This window comes from Phosphitispora fastidiosa (genome assembly GCF_019008365.1).
GTDB lineage: Bacteria > Bacillota > Thermincolia > Thermincolales > UBA2595 > Phosphitispora > Phosphitispora fastidiosa.
The window spans coordinates 243,642-264,666 of record NZ_JAHHUL010000003.1 but is presented as its reverse complement, the minus strand read 5'-3'; the positions used below and the strand labels follow the sequence as shown (position 1 = coordinate 264,666).

The window sequence follows — 21,025 nt, the reverse complement described above, 5'->3', positions numbered from 1 at the left end:
ATATTTAAAGATAACAGATTTCGCCGCTCCTGTCACTAGCGATTTACTCCTTACTTTCCATAGCTTCTTTTAGGAGAGCGCCAAGGTTAGTGCCAATAGTTCCCTGGTCACTGTATTGGTTTATCAGCTTTTTATTAACTGCTCCTTTACCACGGGCAGCCGACAGATTTTCCTTGAAATCCGCCATTTTTTCGGTAAAACCGCAGTTTTTGCAGCGCACCATTTTACTACCCTGCTTATCCAGAATGACCATTTTCTTTTTACAGTCCGGACAGCGAAAATTGGAAACCTGTGGTTCGGCGGCTTCCCTGTGCCCACATGACCGGTCCGGGCAAACCAGGGATTTCCCCTTTTTACCCTTGATCATGATTAAGTACTGACCACAGTCGGGACACTTGACGCGGGATATATTATCCGCCTTAAACTGAGCCCCGCTGGTGGCGACTTCCTTAACGAGCTTAACAGTGTACTCGCGAATCCCGGTCATAAAAACGGCTTTACTCTGCCTCCCCCGGGCCATTTCAGATAGGGACTGTTCCCATTTTGCGGTAAGCTCCGGTGACCGCAGCTCTTCACTAACCAGGCCGATCAGTTGAATCCCTTTCGAGGTCGGTACGAGTTCCTTGCCCCGGCGTTCCACATAATCAGTATTAATAAGTTTCTCAATAATCTCCGCCCTGGTAGCCGGTGTCCCCAGACCGCTCTGTTTCAGTGCTTCCCTGAGTTCCTCATCGTCAATGAACTTACCGGGGCTCTCCATAGCGGAAAGCAGGGTAGCCTCGGTGTATCGCGCCGGGGGTTTCGTCTGGGACTTATTTGCCTTACAATCCTTAACCTGCTTCACAGCGCCCTTTTTCTGGGAATGCAGCACCTGCTCAGGCAGAGCATCATCCCGCTCTTCACCTTCCTGATCAGCGCCTCTTCCGTAAACAGCCTTCCAACCCTGATCCCTGACCACCTTACCGCGGGAATAAAAGCTCTCACCTGCCGCGGTAGTAATCACAGTAACCCGTTCATATTTGAACGGCGGGTAAAATGCGGCAATAAATTTTTTCACTATCAGGTCATATAGTTTTCTTTCATCAGCTTCCAGGACACTAAGACGCACCGGTTCTTCAGTAGGTATAATGGCGTGGTGGTCACTGACCCGGCTGTCATCAACAATCCTCTTGTTAACCGGCAGGGGCTTGCCCGTTAATGGGCGGGTATATTCTGCATATTCACCGATGGTCACAGAGTTCAGCCTGTCCTTCAGTGTCGGTATAATATCCTTGGTGAGGTAACGGGAGTCTGTGCGCGGATAGGTAACCAGTTTATGGCGTTCATATAATCCCTGCAATACTGACAGGGTCTTCTGTGCCGAAAAGCCATACCTCCTGTTGGCATCCCGCTGCAGCTCGGTCAGGTCATACAACAGGGGCGGCGGGTCCGCTTTTTGTTCCACTTTCAGGTCCGTAATCTTACCCGCAGCGCCCTTTGTTTTCTCGAGCAGGCCTTCGGCCCGTCTGAAATCAAAGATTCTGCCCTGACCCGAAGTATCCCGCCAGTCGCCAAAATAGTCCCCGAAATCAGCCCGTACAGTCCAATAGTCCTTGGGAATAAACTTCTTAATCTCCGCTTCCCTGTTTACCATCATCGCCAGGGTTGGGGTCTGTACCCGCCCTGCCGATAGCTGTGCATTAAACCTGGTGGTCAGGGCCCTGGTCACATTAAGACCAATCAGCCAGTCGGCCTCAGCCCTGCATACGGCTGAAGCATACAGATTGTCATATGCCTTCCCGGGCTGCAGCCGGGCAAATCCCTCTTTAATGGCAGAGTCTGTCTGTGATGAAATCCACAGCCTGCGGAACGGTTTTTTCCAGCCGGCATATTCCATAATCCACCTGGCCACAAGCTCACCTTCCCGCCCGGCATCTGTGGCAATGATCAGTTCCCCCAGATCACCCCGCTTCATCAGGTTCTTCACGGCGCCATACTGTTGGGATGTCTGCTTAATGGCCTTCAGTTTCATCTGCCTGGGCATCATGGGCAGGTCTTCCAGCCGCCAGGTCTTGTATTTCTTGTCATAATCCTCGGGTTCTGCCAGGGTAACCAGGTGTCCCAGAGCCCAGGTAACTACATGTTTTGGGCCTTCCAGGTATCCCTTACCCTTGGTATGGCATCCCAGAACCCGGGCAATTTCACGCCCCACGCTGGGTTTTTCTGTCAGTACCAGTGACTTCATATGTACTCCTCCGTTATGGCTATTTGTCAATCACTTCATTATAGCATACCGGAACAATCGGGGGCAAAACTCATACCAGGTATATGTCTATCTCTGCTTCACTGCGAAGTTTTTCCAGATATTCATTAAACTTCTCCTGCTCAATCATAAGAATATAATTTCCCCTTGCTTCATTCAATGAAATAGGCTGGCCATCCAAAGACACTACGCTGTCATAATGTTCTTGAAAATCTTCTTCATCAATGTTTATATTGTCAGTAACCTTTTTATAAAGGTTTTCGTATACCATCTCATCACATGCCCTGTCTGCCAGTTCCTCAATTGTATAGCCATACTGCTGCAAGGCGTCCTGAAACTGGGCCTCATTTCCGAATGAAGACTTAATCTCTTCGACTTTTGCCGCAATATCCTCATCTGAAGGAAACAACCCCTCTCTTTTAGCCGCCTGTTTAATTAATGTAAGTTCTATTATTCTTTGGAGTGTTTGTCTTTCAAGCTCCTGCCACTGCTTTTGGTCATCTGCACCATCAAACGTCACTCCCTGTTCACTAAGAGCAACTCTGGCCTTCTCAAAATCCGAATCAAGTTTTTCCCGGGTAATTTCTTCACCATTAACCGATGCAACTATTCCGGCAAGTTCGTTAGGCTTAAAGAAAGCCGCACTATAGATAGCTGCTGCTGCTTCTGCCCTTGTGACATTCCCTTTACCTCTGAAGGTATGGTCAGGATACCCCTTGATCAGTTCCTTTTCCACAGCAATGCTAACCAGTTTTTTTGCTTCAGGTGATATTTGATCTCTATCCACAAATTTTTCTTCAAGCAATGCAAGGTTGGGTTCATCATCTGCGTACCCTTTTGCTCTTACCAGTGCTGCTGCCACATCTTCCCGAACAGCTACCGATGAAGGTTTGAAATATGAGCCACTATCGGAGGTATACCCTGAAAAATACGGTTTTGCCGCTTCGATGTATGGGTAGGCCCAATAGTCAGGTGGTACATCCCGGTACTTGGGTGTATCCGAGTAACTGGTTTCTAACCCTGCAGCAAGTACTATCATTACCGCAAATTGCTCTCGGGTTACATTCAGATCAGGGCGAAACATACCATCCGGAAATCCTTTAACAATGCCTCTGGATGCTAATTCTGAAACCGCTTCATGTGCCCAGTGGTTTGCGGGTACATCGCTAAAATTATGGCCTGGCAAAGAGCTGGCGGCCCAGCTTGGAACGGAAGCAAATTGGCTAAACAGTAAAATAGTAACCAATTTTAAAAACAACCTTTTCATTGTCATCAATCCCTTCAATACAAAAATCTTCACTTCCCAACTTTTACATATTTATCTATACTCCACCAATAATACTGATTCCTGCAAATTCCGGCAGCCATCATTATTTACAAAGGTGGTCAGGACCTGTAATATTAAGGGATTAGCCCATAAAGTACTTATTTTAATGGGCCAATCCCTTTTGATATCATCCTCTATTTCTCCGGAGGCCTTTCAGGAGTTTTCTGTTCAGCTGCCTCAGCGGCATTACCTCCTTCGCTTACTCACTGTTAATTCGATCGGCGATCTCGTTATTCAGGCCGCCCAAAGGGAGAGCCATAACATCTTCTGCCCTCTTTTCACTGGCAGCGCCGGCAATGGCATTATCCAGCGCTATCCCGGCTGCATCTCCCATTTGCTGGATCATATCTGAGCCTGAAGTAACCCCCGGTATGCGGGTTTCATCTTTGTGACTGCCCTTGTTTTTGGTTGTAGCGGGTGCCTTGCGAACCATTTTATGCTAACACCTCCTTCAATATATCATTAATATCTCTCCCATTCTGGTTTTTCATTACTACGCTTTAGAAATGCCTGTTTTGCAAGGCTCATCCCTTTTAAATTAGTTAAGCAATATTAAATACCCCAAATATTTAATTTGGGGCATTTCGTTTGCAGAACTATTATTGTTTAAGCCTAATTAAATGTCAAAGAAAGAATCCCGAAGTAATCTTAATTCGTCTTACAATGCCGGCAGGCGATAGCCTCTGATGTAATGTGCCTCTTTAGGCGGAACTGCGGTCTCTAACAACAGTTTTCCGGTTTCCGCCGCAAAGGCCAGCAAAACAGTTTCTTCCCTCTCTCCGGCAAACACCAGCACCCTATTTCCCGTAACCACCGGCTGAGGCACATCGTCTGCCCCATCTCTTCCATAAACCCGGCTCTGTTCTGTGCTGACAGGAGCTGTCCAGATAAGTTTCCCGGAATTCTTGTCAAATGCATACAGCTTAGATGCCTCATCAGTAACATAGACCCGCTCATGGTCTGCTGCAGGCCGGTTCCTGACTGCCCCTTCCACAGCAGCGCTCCATAACTGCTGTCCGGTAAGGGCATCAAAACAGTACACGACCCCCGAACTACTCCCTGCAAAAATGCGGCCATCAAATAGAGGAGCAGCCAGAGCCTCACAGGTTTTCCGCTCATCAGTCTTGTGAGTTATTTGGCCCTTAATTCTTTGAAACTGCATAACCGTTCTCTCAGTACGCGACTTCACCGTACGAACCGCCATACCGGACACGCCCCTTCAGAGTTCTTAATATAAAGATACTCATCAAGCCCGGCAGGTGTGCCATTTTTTACGAAATCGTTTTTTGCAGGAGCCTTTCCGCGTTATCAGCAGGAACAGGCTTGCTGCATAAAAATCCCTGCATCTTATTACAGCTTCGCTTTCTAAGGAAATCAAGCTGTGCCTGTGATTCCACACCTTCAGCAATAATATCCATACCCATGTTATGTCCCAAAACAATTATAGTATTAACAATAGCAGCATTATCCCTGTTTTCCGGAATATCCCGCAGGAACATCCTGTCAATCTTGAGGGCGCTGATAGGAAACCGTTTCAGGTAGTTGAGTGAAGAATAACCGGTGCCAAAATCGTCTATAGCTATTCTGATTCCCATGTTGTTAAGTTCACTCAGAATGGCTGCAGTAAATTCAGCATCCTGCATGGCAACGCTTTCAGTAATCTCGAGTTCCAAAAAGCGGGGTTCCAAACCTGTTTCCTGCAGTATTTCGGCTATTTTTGCCGCGAGGTCAGGCTGCATGAACTGCCTTCCGGAGATATTAACTGCAACCCGCACCGGTGTGAAACCGGCCTTCTGCCATGCCTTGTTTTGGGCACAGGCCCTGCGCAGCACCCATTCCCCAATAGGAACAATCAATCCGGTTTCCTCAGCCGCCGGGATAAATTTGTCCGGAACAACCAGTCCCAGTTTGGGATGCATCCACCTTACCAGGGCTTCCATGCCTGTTATCTGACCAGAGTTAATATCCACCTGGGGTTGATAATAGACTACAAACTGCTCCAACTCAAGGGCACGGTGCAGGCTGTTTTCAAGGGATAGCCGTTCATGCACCATGATGTTCATAGCAGGAGTATAGAAACAAAAATTGTTTCTGCCGTTTTCTTTGGCCCGATACATGGCCATATCAGCATTTTTCAGGAGTGTGTCAGGGTCTTCACCATCGAAGGGATACAGGGAAATTCCGATACTTGTGGTAATATGAAACTCCTGACCGGCCATTATCCATGGCTCTCGCATCACTGAAAGCACGCTGAGGGCAATAATTTCCACATCCTCCCTGCCGGAGACTTCAGGCAGCAAAATGGCAAATTCATCACCCCCCAGCCGGGAAATAGTGTCACAGTCGCGCACACAGGTCTGCAGCCTGTTAACCACATTTTGCAGCAGCTGATCACCGAAAGCATGACCCAGCATATCGTTAACACGTTTGAATCTATCGAGGTCCAGGAACATGACAGCCAGCTGGCCGTTTTGGTACCTTGTCCGTGACAGTTCGAAAGTAAGCCGTTCAACAAACAGTATTCTGTTGGGCACATCAGTCAGGGAATCATGGTGAGCTTGATATACCAATTGCTGCATCATATTACGCCTTTCGGTAATGTCACGGAAAACCAGGACAGCCCCAATAATCCGGCCTGCCCGCTCTTTGATAGGTGAGGCAACACATTCGATGACATATTTATTCCCCACCCGGTCAGTTAAAACAGCGTTATGGGAGGAAAAACCGCCGCCATTCACTTCACGCATACAGTATTCAACAGGATTCTCAAGCTTCTCGCCGGTTTCACTGCCTATCCGGAATACCTCCAGGAGGGGTTTCCCCCTGGCTGCCTCATTGGTCCAGCCGGTAAGTTTTTCTGCCACCGGATTAAGGTATTCAACGTCTCCCCGGGCATTTGTACTGATAACCGCATCACCGATGGAATGCAGGGTAACCAGGGCACGTTCCTTCTCTTCCCATATCATCTGTTCTGTTCTTCTGCGTACCTCCTCAGCCCTGGTGCGTTCACTGATATCCCTGATAACCTCTATGGCCCCGATAATTTCTCCGGCAGCATCCCTGAGTGGCGAGGATGTAATTTCTACATGTATTTCACCCTTGCCGCCCTGGGCAGTGAAATGCCTCTCTGTGGTATGGATAACCCCGTCACGAAATGACATCTGTACAGGACAGCCTACACAGACATCTTCTTTGTTTTCGTAAGCGGCATAACAGTATTCCCCCATATAATCACCTATGAGGTCCTTGCAGATACTGTTTTGAAACAGGATTTTTAAATTAGTATCCTGAATGCTGATACCATCACCTATCCCAGCTATAATGGCCTCAAGGGTGTTTTTTTCCTCTTCTACTTTTATCTTGGCTGCCTGCAGCTCATTGAAATTCTCCCGAAGCGTGGCTGCCATGGATTTAAAGTTATCTACCAGGGAGGTCATCTCCGCCAGGGAACTGGCAGGCCAGGCAACAGCCTGCCCATGGAGAATCTTTTCCGGAAGATTTGTGGTGACTCCGGCCAGGCTGGAAACAGGTCCCACCAGCCCGCGGCAGATAACGTCCGCAAAAATCAAAGCCAGTATAGCCAAAACCAGTATTCCGGCCATATTTTTAATATTCGTGCCCATAGCCTCCTGGAGGAAAGGCGCCATGGAAACTTCGGTAACCAAGGTCCATGGAGTGTACCTGCCAACCTGTATTTCCGTTATATAAAATGATTCCTGCCAGCGCGCCAGTCCCGGCTGGCGCCCCGAAGAACCCGGTATCCAATGAAAAATGTTGTTTCCAAAAGCTGCTTTACGGCCGCCCTCTTTACGGTCAATAACCTGTGTGGGGCTGATTCCGCTGCAGGTACTGGCTACCACTTTCCCCTTGCTGTCAACAATAGTGGCATCCAACTCATTCATCGGGCCGTTTATATCCAGCAGATGGGCACTAACATAGCTAATATCCAATGATGCTATAACATAACCCGCAAACCGGTTTTGCACAATTATGGGGACACCCATCGTTGCAATGGGAACAGGGTTGCCCACACGGCCCATAAACACGTCGGATACAACCGGCTGCTGAGTTTCCTTCAGTTCCCTGTAATAAGGTCTGTCGGAAAAGTTCAGCCCGACTGCCGGTCTCCCGTTTTCATCAATATCCGGCGAAAAGACTCTGCTGGTTCCCTCCGCATCATCTATATGAACCCGGATAATGTCCAAGTGTGACATTCTTAATATGGCGGCGCTTAGCTGTAACTCCTCTGTTGTCAGGTCATCCCCGGCAGACAGGCTGGCAAGTTCAGTAAGAGCGCCTAAATGTTCCTGCTCCCAAATCTTAAGATTGTTGACTATTCCTGCAGATGAAGTTTTAATGATTGTCTCAATCTCCTGCTGCATATTTGCCTGTTCCCGCTGATTATCAACGACCATTAACAACAGGGCTGGAAAAAGCACAATAGCAACCAGAACATTAAACAAAAGCTGTCTCAAGCTGGCAGAGTTTCCCTTGTTGGGTTCCCGGTCAATACCGGCCCACTTGCCTAAAGGCAGGTGTGTATACAACACATTGGCAGCCAGGGCGTTAAAAATACCGTTTACTGCTGCCTTCAGAGAAATCAGCAAAGCAATTTGAAAGTCCACTCCCAGTACCTTAATATTAAAAAGCCAAATTGTCGGAAAACCGATACAGACCCAGAAAATAACTCCGGGAATAATGATGGTTTCCGCTCTTCGTTTCAGGAAATATCCAACAAACAGGGCTTCTAACATGAAAATCGGAAATGATAACGGCTGCCTTAAGTATAAGGTGCAGCCTGCAGCAGCAACAGCAGTAAGAAGGCCCCACCCGAGTCCGTATATACGAAGCGCCAGGAGGACGGCAATACTGCCAAAAAAGAACTCCACTCCTAACGCCAGTGAGAGACTCATAAAATTACCGGCAATACCGAGGGCAGCAAGAGCTGCTAAAAAAAGCGCTGCCTTTATAGGCCTGTTATTGCTGTTGGCTCTGTTGGATCCGGTCATAATATCCTCCGCAAAATAATACAAATCATTATTATTATAAATACGACATTTATATAATTCTTCCTGCGCGAATTGGTAATTTTCGACAACAAATGATTTGCGATTAGCAAAAGATGGCATCAAGAATTATGGAAATTTTGCGGGTTTTCTGGTAACATTAAAAAAACAGCACTCTAAAAGCCCTGGAGGTAACTTATGTTAACAGATTTTTGGTCTCTTTATGGTGAAGGAATTGTCTGGGCATATTCGGCATCTACCACAATTCTTATCATAGTGGTCAGCTTCCTGATTTTTATGGAAAAGAAAAACCCCTATAAGACAATTGCCTGGCTGGCGGTGCTCAATATTTTCCCTATCCTCGGCTTCATAGTATACCTGATGCTGGGACAAAACCTCCGTAGAAGAAAAGCCGTGCGCACCAAGTATATCAATGAAATGAAATACCTTAGAAGCATCGTCAACAGCCAGATAGACTGTATTGAAAACGACTGTGAATTTGCCAGGGAACTGAATTCAAAGAAACAATTGGTCAATCTTATGCTTCACAATGCAAACGCGCCGTTTACCAGGAGCAATTCGGCTGAGGTCCTGTCAGACGGCACCGAGGCTTTTGAAAATATTTTTGCCGCACTGGAAAAGGCAGTGAATCATATCCACCTGGAATACTATATCATACGTGATGACAAGACCGGTCGGAGATTAAAAGAGACCCTGATACGCAAGGCCCGGGAAGGAGTCACTGTGAAGGTCATCTATGATGCCGTGGGAAGCTGGTATCTTCCGGGTAAATATACCCGGGATATGCAGAAAAACGGCATCGAAATCAAACCCTTTATGCCTGTAATCATGCCATATATCAATAATAAGTTGAATTACCGGAACCACCGGAAAATCATTGTAATAGACGGCAGGGTTGGATTCCTTGGCGGGCTTAATGTGGGCGACGAATACCTGGGCTACCACCCCAGGCTGGGGAAATGGCGGGATACACACCTCCGGCTGGAGGGGTCAGCTGTACAGTTCCTGCAAGTCATTTTTATGCTGGACTGGGAGTTTGTCAGTCACGAGAAACTTGCTGACGAAACCAATTCCTCATATTTCCCGGAGATGAAAAGCTTTGCCGGCCAGCCTATTCAGATTGCCGCCAGCGGTCCGGACTCTGACTGGGAATCCATCCGCCAGTCATATTTTGCGCTGATTAACTCAGCTCATAGATCTATAAAAATTACCACTCCATACCTTATCCCGGATGAGGGTATTTCTCTGGCCCTGAAAACAGCGGCCTTAAGCGGGGTTGATGTCAAAATAATTCTGCCTGGCATACCTGACCATAAAATTGTTTTCTGGGCATCACAGAGCTATTTTGACGAACTTATGGAGGCCGGCATCCAGGTATATCTCTACCAACCGGGGTTCATCCATGCCAAAATAATCTCTGTTGACGGGGAAGTGGCATCTCTTGGTTCAGCCAACCTGGATATGAGGAGCTTTCAGCTCAATTTCGAGGTTAATGCGATGATTTATGACCGGGCGCTGGTGGCCAAACTGGACACAGATTTTGCCAGGGACCTGGCCCTGGCAAAGCAGGTCAATCCGGCAGAATTTGCCGTCAGACCGCTTTGGAGCAAAATTCGCCAATCCGCAGCCCGCCTCCTGTCACCACTGTTATAATCAATTTTTCTGTCCTGGCATCATTGGCGGTATTGCCATCCAGCCCTTCAGCTTGCCATATCGGCATAACTCATCATATACATGCAGTTTTTTTATGAAAAAATCTGCAAACATTTCTCTCAGTTCGTCATTAACGACAAAAGCCCTTAATGACCGGATGCACAATTCCAGAACATCCTGGGCTGTGGTAAAAACTCTTCTGAACAGAAGCTGGTCCTTAATGATGCCGGGGTCAGCCGGAAAGTTGGAGCTTTTAGGGTATCTCTCAGGCATAGGCAGCTTATATTTGTTCATCACCTGTTCAATCTCATTAATCTGCTTTTCCCAGACCTGAAGGTCCCCTGCCAGCAAATTTCTAAAGTCAGGGTCATGGGCAACATTATGATATATCTGCATTATCTCAACAAGGTCATACCTGATAACCAGGTTGTCCCACAACAGATATGACTCCCCAGCTGCCATTACCGGTTCTTTTGCCTTATTTGCCTGTCCGATATGAAAGTTGCCTATCTGCATAACTGGTCTCCTTTGCAGTGCGATTAATTTGACATTGGCGGTATACTAAGCCAGCCCTTCACTTTACCATATTTACACAGGTCATCGAAGACTTCAACTTCATCAATGGCAAACTGAATGAACATCTGCCTCAGTGGGTCATTAATAACAGTTACCCTTATTGCCCAGATATGATGGTCAAGGAAGTCCTGAATGCTTGTAAAAACTCTCCTGAAGAGAAACTCATCGCGAAAAACCCCGGACTGGGCCTCATAGTTAACACTTTTGGGAGGCCTCGGAGGCAATGTGATCATGTACCTGTCCAGTTCCGCTTCCAGTTTGTCAACCTGTTTTTCCAGCATTCGGCCCAGCCCCTGTGTGAGTACCATGCGGAACTCCGGGTCATGGGCCAGGTTCTGGTAAGTCTGGGTTATCATTATGGCATCATATCTTGACACTAACATATCCCACAGGATATATACTTCCCCTGTGCTCAGCACAGGCGGTTTAAGCGCATCGGCTGCACCGACATGAAAATTACCGATTTGAACCATGAAAAACGCCCCTTATTAACAAAGTCCTAACGTCAGATGCACTTTTGATTATCCTCCAAGAGTGATATCCTGCCCCTCATACCACCTGAGGGCTTCAAAGAGGTGTTCCGGAGTGAAGTCCGGCCAGTAATCATCGATGATATAAAAATCCGAATATATCGACTGCACCGGCAAAAATCCACTCAGCCTCCTGCGGCCTCCCCAGCGAATAATCAAATCCACCCTGGAGACATCGGAAGATGCCAGATGTTTATAAAAACCCCTCTGGACGCCTTTCCCCTTGGTCTCTTTCCCGGCCGCACCGCTCAGTCCATGATTCAGGTCCCACTGCCAGCCGTAATTTACCAGAAAATTAATCTTGATGGAACCCTTGCCGAATGAAACCCTGTTGGTGTATGGTATCAATTCGCGTGGAAACGAAGGGGAATCAGCATTACCGATGACCCTTAACGCGGCATCACACTCTGAAAGTTTGAGGACAGCATCTATACAGGCCTGTTTAAAAGCCTTCTTCTGGGGAAGCGGTCTCTTGGTATTATCCTGGGTGAACCCATAGAAGGTCAGCTCTTTGATACCCAAGGCACGACAAAACTCATAAAGCTGGAGCCCCGGCCCGATACCATTTTCATAACCGCATTCCTTGGTCAGCCCATTGTTCTCCGCCCACCTGCGGTTACCGTCCGGAATAATACCAATGTGCTTAGGCAGACGATTAAACTGTGGTAATTGCAAACAGGTCATTTCCTTCCTCCAATGGATATGCTTAAGTAAATATAGTATTTACCGGTTGGCTGACGTTATACCATACCACAGCAAAGCTGCAAAAAGAAGTCAGAATTCAGGAGTCAGACCGCCTGTTTTCTCAATGACCACACCATAAACTCTCCCGGCTGCCTCAATTGACACAATGCCATCCCGCACATCCTGCAGCACCAGCTCAGGGTCCCGTTCCATAGGGCTGCCCCAGCCGCCGCCCCCTGAAGATACCAGCATCACTGAGTCTCCGGGCTGCAGCTGCCGCGGACTCTCCTTGCTCTGCAGCGGGACCTCCTCCTCACATGTATAGAGGGATGCCCTGTTAAGGCTCCCGGTTTCTCCCCCTTTCAGGCCATATGGGGGAATCTTCATCCCATCACCAAACATAGCAATTCCCGGCTTGGGGTCATAAAACCGGATGGCATACCTGATGCCCGGCCCGCCGCGATAACGTCCCGGTCCTGCCGTATCAGGCTCCATTTCGTGACAGAGGGTAATATGCGGATACTGCACTTCATTGGACTCGATATTTGGTGTCCTTACTCCCCCGTAATTGGATATCGGTGCCATATAGGGACTGCCATCCAACCCGTCCATAGCGCCGCCCGACCCCAGGGCACAGAAAGCGAAACCAACATAGAACCTCTCTGTACGGGGGTCCACTCCGTAAAATGACGGACCACAGTACCGGCCAAAACCTGCCGGTATCTGCTCCGGAACTGCTGCCGCCAGGGCTTTGAAAATAGCGGCAATAACCTCTCCGGCCGGAGTAAGGGTGCAGAGGGTGACCGGGGCAGGTGGCAGTGGATTTACCAGGGAGCCCCTGGGGGCATTAACCGTGATAGCCCGAAAAGCCCCTCCGTTTCTGGGAACATCAGGCCCCAGAACCCATAATACAGCTATACAGGCTGCAGTTGTGGTAGTTACAATTGATGTATTCACAAACCCCCTGACCTGGGAGTCAGTCCCCGAAAAATCCACCGTGAGGCTGTCACTCTTTTTTATGACCCTGGCTTCGATACGAATGGGCTCCTCCTGAAAACCGTCGTCATCTACTAACTCAACACCGGTAAAAATCCCCTCCGGCAAAGCTGCAATTCGTTCCCTGGCCAGCTTTTCAGCCTGGTCCAGGATCTCTTCAACTGTCCGGCAGATGACGCCTGCCGAGTATTGCTCAAGCATCTCCAGAAGGCGCCGGCGGCCTATCCGGTTGGCCCCCGTCTGGGCTAACAGGTCACTCCGCAGCATCCCGGGATTCCGGGTATTATAAGTTATCAGGTCCAGGACTTCCTCCACCATGACGCCCCTGTTGACCAGCCGGAGGGGCGGAATGCGCAGCCCTTCCTGAAAAATCTCCGTGGCCTTGGGGTTATAGCTCCCTGCCGCTGATCCCCCGATATCCCCGTGGTGTGCCCGGCTGACACAGAAAAAAAGCAATTCTCCCCCGGCGAATACAGGAGTGATTATGCCTATATCAGGCAGGTGATTGCCTCCGTAATAGGGGTCATTAACGATATATGCATCCCCGTCCGCTATCGTGTCCCCATAACGTTCCAATACTGCCTGGACGCTAAAGGAACCTGCTGTGGCCAGAATAGGGATACCGCTTAGCTGGGACACCAGTTCACCCCTGGCATTACATATCCCACAGGCAAAATCACAGGCCTCGGCAAAAATAGGCGAACGGGCCGACCGTTCCAGGACCAGGCCCATTTCCCCGGCTATACTGTCCAGGCGGTTGGCTATTACCGCCTGGAGGATGATACGTTCTGTACGGGTATCGGTATCTGGGCTCATTGGCCACCCTCCTTCCGCTTATTTACATTATTTGCTTCACGCTGCAGCGAAATACAGCCATGCCCCCCAGCCAATGCAGTAAAACCGGCAGGGACCAGGACAGTGGTATAAGTAAACTCCAGCAGGGCCGGACCAGGCACCTCCGGCGGCAGGCCAGAACCTGATACCTCCAGCGGCGGCTCCGCAGCGCCATAAACCTTTACCGTCTCCCATCCGGCGGGGTCTATCATAATCTCACGGGACCCCGTTACAGGACATTTCTGACTTTTACCGTTATCCCCTGTCAAATGGCTGAGACCGGGGTACACATATTCCCTGGCCTTCTCCCGGCATACCAGCCGGACATTGACGATTTCCCACGGCTTGCCGGGCTCGTCATAACCGAAGAGTTCCCGATGGCGCTCATGGAAAGTATTATTTATTTTTTTCACAGATGATAAATCAAACCTCGATTCCCCTGGATTGATACTAATCTCGTGATGTTGGTCCAGATATTTCATTTCCAGGGTCAGTTCCGTTTCCCGTTCCGAAATGGGAATCCCATACCTGTCCAGGTCTGCATTCCCCTGTGCCAGCATATCCCCAACCAGAGTATTCAGATTTCCGCAGTCAAAAGCCTCTGATGATACCAGGCAGGTTCTGGACATATCCAACCGGCGGGCCGCCCCCAGCATGCCCCAAGCGCAGAAAACAGGACCCTGCAGGGGAATAATAGCTTCTCTCATCTCCAGTTCATTGGCAATCAGACCGGCAAACAGCGGAAAAGCGCCGCCGGCAGCCACCAGGGCGAACTGCCGGGGGTCAAGCCCCTGCTGGACTGTAACCAGCCGGATGGCATCAGCCATTCTGGCTGCAGCAATGCGATATATGGCAAGGGCAGCCTTAGCTGTGTCCAGCCCCAGGGGAGCAGCCACCATGTCCCTGACAGCAGCGAAAGCCCTGTCATAATCCAGCCTAAGCCTGCCGCCCAGGAAACTTTCCGGATTAAGCAAACCCAGCAGCAGGGCGGCATCCGTAACAGTCGGTTCTGTTCCCCCGCGCCCGTAACAGGCCGGTCCGGGTACTGAGCCGGCCGAACGCGGCCCCACCATGAGCCGGCCGCTTTCATCAACTGCAGCCACACTGCCTCCTCCGGCCCCGATGGACCTGATATCAGTCATTGGTAACGTAACCGGATGACCGGCCAGCTCAGCTTCCGGCACCTGCCTGCACTTACCGTTCACTACCAGGGTCACATCAAAACTTGTTCCTCCCATATCAGCGACCACCAGATCAGGCTTTTGCAGGGCCTGTGCCAAGCCCTGTCCTCCCTGTGCTCCCCCTGCCGGACCTGACAAAAGGGTTTTTACGGCAAAGTTCTTTACCGTCCCGGCATCAGTCAGTCCGCCGCTGTTAAGCATCAGATAAATAGGCCTGTACCAGCCGTAAGCAGCCAGTTTTTCTTCAAGTATATTCAAATAGGCGGCCACAACGGGGGTCAGATAAGCATTGAGGACCACCGTGGAAGTACGTTCATACTCCCTGATCCGGGGTGACACCTTAGCTGAAGTGGTAATAAAAACCCCCGGCAGAAACTCCCGGAGTACTGCCGCAGCAGCCTCCTCATGGGCCGGGTTCTGAAAAGAAAACAAGAAACAAACCGCTGCTGCCTCCACGCCCTCTGCCTGAAGGAGGGCAGCCGTATCCTGCAGTCGTTTCCGGTCGAGGGGAATAACAACCTCCCCCCGGTAGTCCACCCGTTCCCTGATACCCAGGCGCAAACGACGCGGCACCAGGAGCCTGGGTCCCGGAGCCCGCAAATCCCACTGGTTGTCCCTGCGTGACCGCCTTATCTCCAGGGCATCCCGGAAACCTTCAGTGGTCAGCAGGGCAGTCCGGGAACCGCGTCCTTCCAGCAGTGCATTCAGGGCAAGGGTGGTCCCGTGAATAATCTGATCGGTTTGTTCCAGAAAAGCGGTCAGGTCCAGTCCCCAACAGCCTGCCATTTCCGCCAGGGCTAGAATTATCCCTTGCGCCGGGTTCTCCCTGTCAGTTGGACTCTTAAGCATCATCATCTGTCCGGATTCGCTCACAGCCGCAATATCTGTAAATGTCCCTCCAGTGTCAATGGCTACCCGAAACATGGTTTTCCCCCCAATCTGTCTTTCATCTGCCGGTCCTCCATCATTCATCTGCCGGTCCTCCGTCATTCATTTGCCGGTCCTCCGTCATTCATTTGCCAGCCCCAGGTCAGGCCAGAACCTCCGGACCCGGCTGCGTACGTTTTCATCAATTTCAATTGTAGGCACATAGCCGCTCATCGGCTTGGTAGCATCAATCCCCATTTTGGCCGTCCGGCTCAGTTCATCAGTTGACGGGTCCAGGGTGCAGCCCATCCCCAGGTGCTGGGGAACAATTGTTACCCCCCTGTCTGCCTGCAGGCGGGTAGCCATGGCCCAGAGGACTTCCCGCTCATCAAAGACATCTACATCCTCATCGACAACCACCACCATTTTGATATTATGGTCTACACCCAAAGCCGCAAAGATAGCCTGCTGGGGCTGACCCTCGGCAATTTTTTTCATGGATATGTAGCAGTGAAAAAGGCCGCAGGAAGAAAAGGGGGCATGAACAGCCTTAATATTTGGCAGGGTTCGGTTGAGGGCATTCAGGACATCTCCTTCCCTCTGAACAGCCACAATAGTGATGTGTTCTGCACTCATTCCGGGAGTGATGTCATGGAACATAGCTCTTTCCCGGTATTGGATCGTCTTGACCCGGAATACGTTTTCCGTACTGCGGTAGCAGGCATAATTGGTGAACTCGGCAAAAGGCCCTTCCTGCTCCCTAACCCCGGCCAGGATTTCACCCTCAAGCACAATTTCTGCCCAGGCAGGGACATCCAGGTTTACCGACCGGCATCCGGCCACTTCCAAAGGAGCTTCAAATAAGCCGCCAATGGCGCTGTACTTGCCTTCATGGTATGGTATCAGGGCCATTGAGCCTAGCGCAATATTAGGATGCACCCCGATGACTACGGCTGCTTCCAGGTTTTGGCCCCTCTCTTCGGAACGGCGGAAATACTCCCAAAGCCGCTGCCGGGAGTGAAAACTGATGCCCAGTTTATTGCGCCCCTTAAGCTGCATGCGGTGAAACCCCAGGGTTTCAGCCCCTGTCTCCGGATCACGGGCCACACAAAGACCGGAAGTGATATACGGTCCGGCATCAATAGGGAAATGGGTCAGAATGGGAAGCTGGGTCAGGTCAACCTGATCCCCCTCCAGGAGATTAGCCTGAAAAGGAGCCTTGTCGATCCGCTTGACACCCGGCCGCAGCTGAATCCTGCGGCCATATTCCGCAGCCAGGTCTTTTTCGGCCACTCCCATAGCCAGCGCCAGACGGCTGCGGGGAGCCAGGGCATTGGTAACTACGGGGAAACTACTGTCAGCAACATTTTCAAAAATCACCATCGGATAACGGTGCTTCTTTTGCAGATCCATCATCAGGGTACTAATCTCATATTCCCGGGAAACATGACCGGGAATCCGCACAACTTCACCCTTTGCTTCAAGTTTTTCAATCAGATCACGCCAATCCTGGTTCATAATCCGCCTCCTTATTTAACAAATAAATCTTTCTCGGAAATGACCGTGGCATATGGTGAGGTGTTGTATGAGATTTTCCTTGCACTGATGCCGTTATGAGTCTTGCTGCCGGGGGATTGCAGTTTAGACTCATAGGCGGCAGTGCGGAAAACCGCTACAATGCCTCACCATATGCACCCACGGTCATTTCCGGAAGCCTGCCGGTTATATCAATCCGGCCCTCTTCAGGGAATCGTAAATCATTTTTGTCAGTATTGTTGCTCCAATGATTCCAACCGCTGCAGTAACAGCGGAAGAAACCAAAACTGCTGTCAGGGGAAGCTTCAGGATAACATACAACCCGGCTCCAACACATATATTCCCGGAAATATTGGCCAGGCACTGGGCGATAAAATGATGGCTCCATTTTTCCATGGACAACTTTTGGGCTGCCAGGGAATAAGCCAGGGAACCCAGCCCGTTGGCAGGAATAAAAAACACGGCCAGTGGGGAAAGCCCAGAAGCCACTGCGATCAATGCCTGGATTTCTCCCATAATGATTCCTGCCGGCTGGCGGAATACCAGGGTAATCAGTCCGGTAAAGGTAGCCCAGGTAATCCCGCCAATGATAACCAGCGGCGGCCATACCACGGCATCAATGTGGTGGGCAATCTGCTGGACCAACACAAATGCCACACCCAAAACCACGGCTCCAACAAGAGCCCTGGTATCAGTCCTCCAAAAAGACTTGGCCAACATAGATACATTAACTTCCTGTGAATTTGTTTTCATTACGACAACCTCCTAAATGTTATTATGGTAAATTATCAGTAAACCGGCTGCAGCCATCAGAAGAATTGCAAGGGTTTCCCCCCGCGTGATTCTCAGTTCGTCAAGAAAGGTCCTCTCCCGGTGTCGCCCAAAGCCGCGCAGTTCCATGGCCAGAGCGGTTTCCCCTGCTCTCCTGAAGGACCGGAAAAGAAATGGCATGGTCACCGGCAGCAGGGCAGTAATTTTTTGGAAGGGATTTTTCATTGGCACCCCCCTGGCAGACTGGCTCTCCAGGATTGATGCCAATTCGTGTTCCATCAGGGGCAAAAACCTCATCGCCAATCCTGCCAGCATGGCAAAACGGTAGGGAACACCGACCTTAACCAGAAACAGCACCAGGTCGGACGGGGAAGTCCAATGTAAAAACTGCATCCCCGCCAGTACAATTGCAGCGAGGCGCAGCACTGCGGTTAAAGCAAGCGGGACAGCGCCGCTGTATATTTCCAGGGGACCTAAAACCAATATTGGGTAACCTTCCCTGCAGAAAAGCAGTTGGATAACCAGTAGCTGCAGCGCTGCCAGACCCAGAACCACAAAGGGATGATAAAAGGTCCGCAGGGATATCCCTGCCGCCAGTGAAGTGAGCAAAACGACTACAGGCAAAAGAGCCAGAACTCCGTAATTGGAATTCAACACCGCCAGAATTACAATCAGGGTCAGCCAGGAGAGCTTAGTCCTGGGGTCAAGCCGGTCAATCCATGTACCCCTGTTTTTATATCCTTCAAACAGCGCCAATGGCTGCCCCTCCCTCCAAAACGTCCCCGGGATTACTCTCGGTTCGCAAAATACGCCCGGCTGCAAAACTACTCCCCGTTCCAAAGTCCAGCCCAATACTGCGGAACTCCTCCAGGTGAGAACTCAATTGGGCAGTAGGGATATCGATACAAATTTGGTGTTTGAACATCCCCACTATCCGGTGGGCATATTGAGCTGCCAGGCCCAGGTCATGAGTCACCAGAAGGACAGCCCCCCCCTCTGCCGCCACCTGTGACAACAACTGCATAATAAGCTCGGCTGTTTCACGGTTAAGTCCTGAAGTGGGTTCATCGGCAATAATGATTTTGGGTTCAGCAGCCAGGATAGAGGCCAGAGCCAAGAGCTGCCTCTGACCGCTGCTCAGCCTTTGGGGATGCCGGCTGCGGTACTCAAAAAGTCCGGTAAACCTGAGGACACGGTTCACTCTTTGCATAACCTCATCGCGGGGAATTTTCCTTATCTTCAGAGCAAAAGCAGCTTCTTCCTCAACAGAGTTGGCAAATATCTGGTAGTCGGGATTTTGGAAGAGAAAACCCACTTCCCGGCGAATATCCCAGATACTGTTTTTATTCAACTCCCGGCCCAGCACCCTTACTACACCCTGCTGTGGGGAAACCAAGCCGTTAAAGTGTTTCGCCAGGGTAGTCTTTCCCGAACCGTTTAGCCCGACCAATGCGGCCACTTCCCCTATCCTGATCTCAAGACTGACATCTCTGCAGCCTTGCAGAGAACCCTCATAGGAATAACTGCAGTTTTCGAGAGAGGCTGCCGTTTCCCCGGGACCGCTGACCTGTAACAACCCTGGGGAAAAACCCGCAGCAGCACCAGACATAACCGGTGCCGGCCTTGCCGAATCCTGAACTATACACCCGTCATGCATAAGTATAAAACGAGTCCCGTATTCACTTAGTTCTTCCGGATGGTCTGTGACCAGAATAATACCACAGTCACCGCTGCGGCTCAGCCTGCCCAGCCTCTTATAAATATCCCTCCTTCCCGGCGGGTCCATCTCGGCTGCCGGTTGGTCAAGAACCAGCACTTTTGGCTTCATTGCCAGCACTCCGGCAAGTACCGCCCTTTGTGCTTCTCCGCCGGACAGCGTCTCCGGGGAACGGTCCTCAAACCCGCTTAATCCAACGAAATCGAGCGCTTCGTCAATCCGCCTGCTCACCTCTGCTCTGTCCAGGGCCATATTTCCAGGGCCAAAGGCAACATCTTCAGCAATAGTTGTGCTGAACAACTGGTTCTGCGGGTCCTGCATCATATAACCGACTGTTCCGGCCATTTCGGGCAGGACAGCCTCAGCAAGGTTGATCCCGGCAACTGTAACCTTGCCTGCCATATGTGCCGGGAAGAAATGAGGTACCGCCCCGGTCAGGCAGTGGCACAGCGCTGTTTTCCCGGAAGCCACCGGCCCGGAAATTACCACAAACTCCCCATGGGTGACCACCAGCTCTATATCAGAGAGCGCCGGCACATCCTGCCCTGCAAAAACCAGGCTTTTAATAGAAACGTCAACAAGTTTGGACACAACACACCCCCCTGCACCATGCTTAAAAACAGAAAAAATCCACGCCATCAAATGAGCGCGGACTTTACCTTCATCCAGGCCTGAACCGTGTCCGGCAGACCTGGCAGGGAAAATGCTGATTATAAACAAAAAACCACGCCATAAACTACTGGCGCGGATTTTTCCATCATCCCTCAACCCAGGCCGGCCTTACTCTCGAGACACGGCTTAGTATGTTCCGGGCAGGTCTCCTGACTCAGGGTCAACACCTCTCCTGCCCCTTCCCCCTTTAAAGGGTGGTATGGCAGCGGCTAACCTTCACAGTGGCGGGTCCGTCCGGGATTTGCACCCGGTTCCCTATTCTCCCTTGCGGGCACCTGGAACACTTGGATATTTAACTGTCTTTGTCTCTATTTTATAAATATCATCTGGTTGTGTCAACGTATTTTTTGCAATAAAAACAAAAGTTCATCACTTTCATCCGCCTTTTTCCGGCAATGTAAATAGTATAATT

15 protein-coding genes and 1 riboswitch are annotated in these 21,025 nt (G+C 50.2%); of the genes, 1 reads left to right on the top strand and 14 read right to left on the bottom strand.

The features are described 5' to 3' along the window. Positions 1 to 43: 43 nt before the first annotated feature. The 5 genes from Ga0451573_RS05195 to Ga0451573_RS05175 form a co-directional block, all read right to left on the bottom strand. Positions 44 to 2,224: a DNA topoisomerase III gene (locus Ga0451573_RS05195; RefSeq protein ID WP_231682825.1), complete on the bottom strand. Its 2,181-nt coding sequence runs from the start codon at positions 2,222 to 2,224 to the stop codon at positions 44 to 46. A gap of 70 nt (positions 2,225 to 2,294) precedes the next feature. Then, the gene (locus Ga0451573_RS05190; RefSeq protein WP_231682824.1) at positions 2,295 to 3,509 is read right to left on the bottom strand and encodes an S-layer homology domain-containing protein; all 1,215 of its coding nucleotides are present in this window, start codon (positions 3,507 to 3,509) and stop codon (positions 2,295 to 2,297) included. A gap of 259 nt (positions 3,510 to 3,768) precedes the next feature. Further along, a complete protein-coding gene (locus Ga0451573_RS05185; RefSeq protein WP_231682823.1) occupies positions 3,769 to 4,002 on the bottom strand; it encodes a hypothetical protein in 234 nt (77 codons plus the stop codon). A 225-nt stretch (positions 4,003 to 4,227) separates the two neighbouring features. Next, positions 4,228 to 4,773 (bottom strand): outer membrane protein assembly factor BamB family protein, encoded by a 546-nt coding sequence (locus Ga0451573_RS05180; RefSeq protein ID WP_231682822.1) that lies wholly within the window; start codon positions 4,771 to 4,773, stop codon positions 4,228 to 4,230. A gap of 67 nt (positions 4,774 to 4,840) precedes the next feature. Continuing rightward, positions 4,841 to 8,578 (bottom strand): EAL domain-containing protein, encoded by a 3,738-nt coding sequence (locus tag Ga0451573_RS05175; RefSeq protein ID WP_231682821.1) that lies wholly within the window; start codon positions 8,576 to 8,578, stop codon positions 4,841 to 4,843. Positions 8,579 to 8,773: 195 nt separating this feature from the next. On the opposite strand from Ga0451573_RS05175, the gene cls reads away from it, so the two are divergent. Beyond that, positions 8,774 to 10,249 carry a cardiolipin synthase gene (cls, locus tag Ga0451573_RS05170; RefSeq protein ID WP_231682820.1) on the top strand — a complete coding sequence of 492 codons (1,476 nt, stop codon included), beginning with the start codon at positions 8,774 to 8,776 and terminating at the stop codon, positions 10,247 to 10,249. Here cls and Ga0451573_RS05165 read toward each other — a convergent pair whose 3' ends face one another. The 9 genes from Ga0451573_RS05165 to Ga0451573_RS05125 form a co-directional block, all read right to left on the bottom strand. Further along, the gene (locus tag Ga0451573_RS05165) at positions 10,250 to 10,765 is read right to left on the bottom strand and encodes a DUF3231 family protein (protein ID WP_231682819.1); all 516 of its coding nucleotides are present in this window, start codon (positions 10,763 to 10,765) and stop codon (positions 10,250 to 10,252) included. Between the two features lie 23 nt (positions 10,766 to 10,788). After that, the gene (locus tag Ga0451573_RS05160) at positions 10,789 to 11,298 is read right to left on the bottom strand and encodes a DUF3231 family protein (RefSeq protein WP_231682818.1); all 510 of its coding nucleotides are present in this window, start codon (positions 11,296 to 11,298) and stop codon (positions 10,789 to 10,791) included. Between the two features lie 48 nt (positions 11,299 to 11,346). Next, positions 11,347 to 12,039, bottom strand: a complete 693-nt coding sequence (gene uppS / locus Ga0451573_RS05155) for a polyprenyl diphosphate synthase (RefSeq protein ID WP_231682817.1) — start codon at positions 12,037 to 12,039, stop codon at positions 11,347 to 11,349. A gap of 90 nt (positions 12,040 to 12,129) precedes the next feature. After that, entirely contained in the window at positions 12,130 to 13,851 is a 1,722-nt protein-coding gene (locus Ga0451573_RS05150) for a hydantoinase B/oxoprolinase family protein (protein ID WP_231682816.1), read from the bottom strand. Further along, positions 13,848 to 16,022, bottom strand: a complete 2,175-nt coding sequence (locus Ga0451573_RS05145; protein WP_231682815.1) for a hydantoinase/oxoprolinase family protein — start codon at positions 16,020 to 16,022, stop codon at positions 13,848 to 13,850. The genes Ga0451573_RS05150 and Ga0451573_RS05145 overlap by 4 nt, the downstream gene beginning before the upstream one ends. A gap of 36 nt (positions 16,023 to 16,058) precedes the next feature. Then, positions 16,059 to 17,435 (bottom strand): UbiD family decarboxylase, encoded by a 1,377-nt coding sequence (locus Ga0451573_RS05140; protein ID WP_231682814.1) that lies wholly within the window; start codon positions 17,433 to 17,435, stop codon positions 16,059 to 16,061. A gap of 204 nt (positions 17,436 to 17,639) precedes the next feature. Then, positions 17,640 to 18,206, bottom strand: a complete 567-nt coding sequence (locus Ga0451573_RS05135) for a hypothetical protein (protein WP_231682813.1) — start codon at positions 18,204 to 18,206, stop codon at positions 17,640 to 17,642. 12 nt (positions 18,207 to 18,218) lie between these two features. After that, positions 18,219 to 18,980 (bottom strand): energy-coupling factor transporter transmembrane component T family protein, encoded by a 762-nt coding sequence (locus Ga0451573_RS05130; RefSeq protein WP_231682812.1) that lies wholly within the window; start codon positions 18,978 to 18,980, stop codon positions 18,219 to 18,221. Next, entirely contained in the window at positions 18,967 to 20,532 is a 1,566-nt protein-coding gene (locus Ga0451573_RS05125) for an ABC transporter ATP-binding protein (protein WP_231682811.1), read from the bottom strand. The genes Ga0451573_RS05130 and Ga0451573_RS05125 overlap by 14 nt, the downstream gene beginning before the upstream one ends. Before the next feature lie 203 nt (positions 20,533 to 20,735). Next, positions 20,736 to 20,907, bottom strand: a riboswitch (cobalamin riboswitch). Between the last annotated feature and the right edge of the window lie 118 nt (positions 20,908 to 21,025).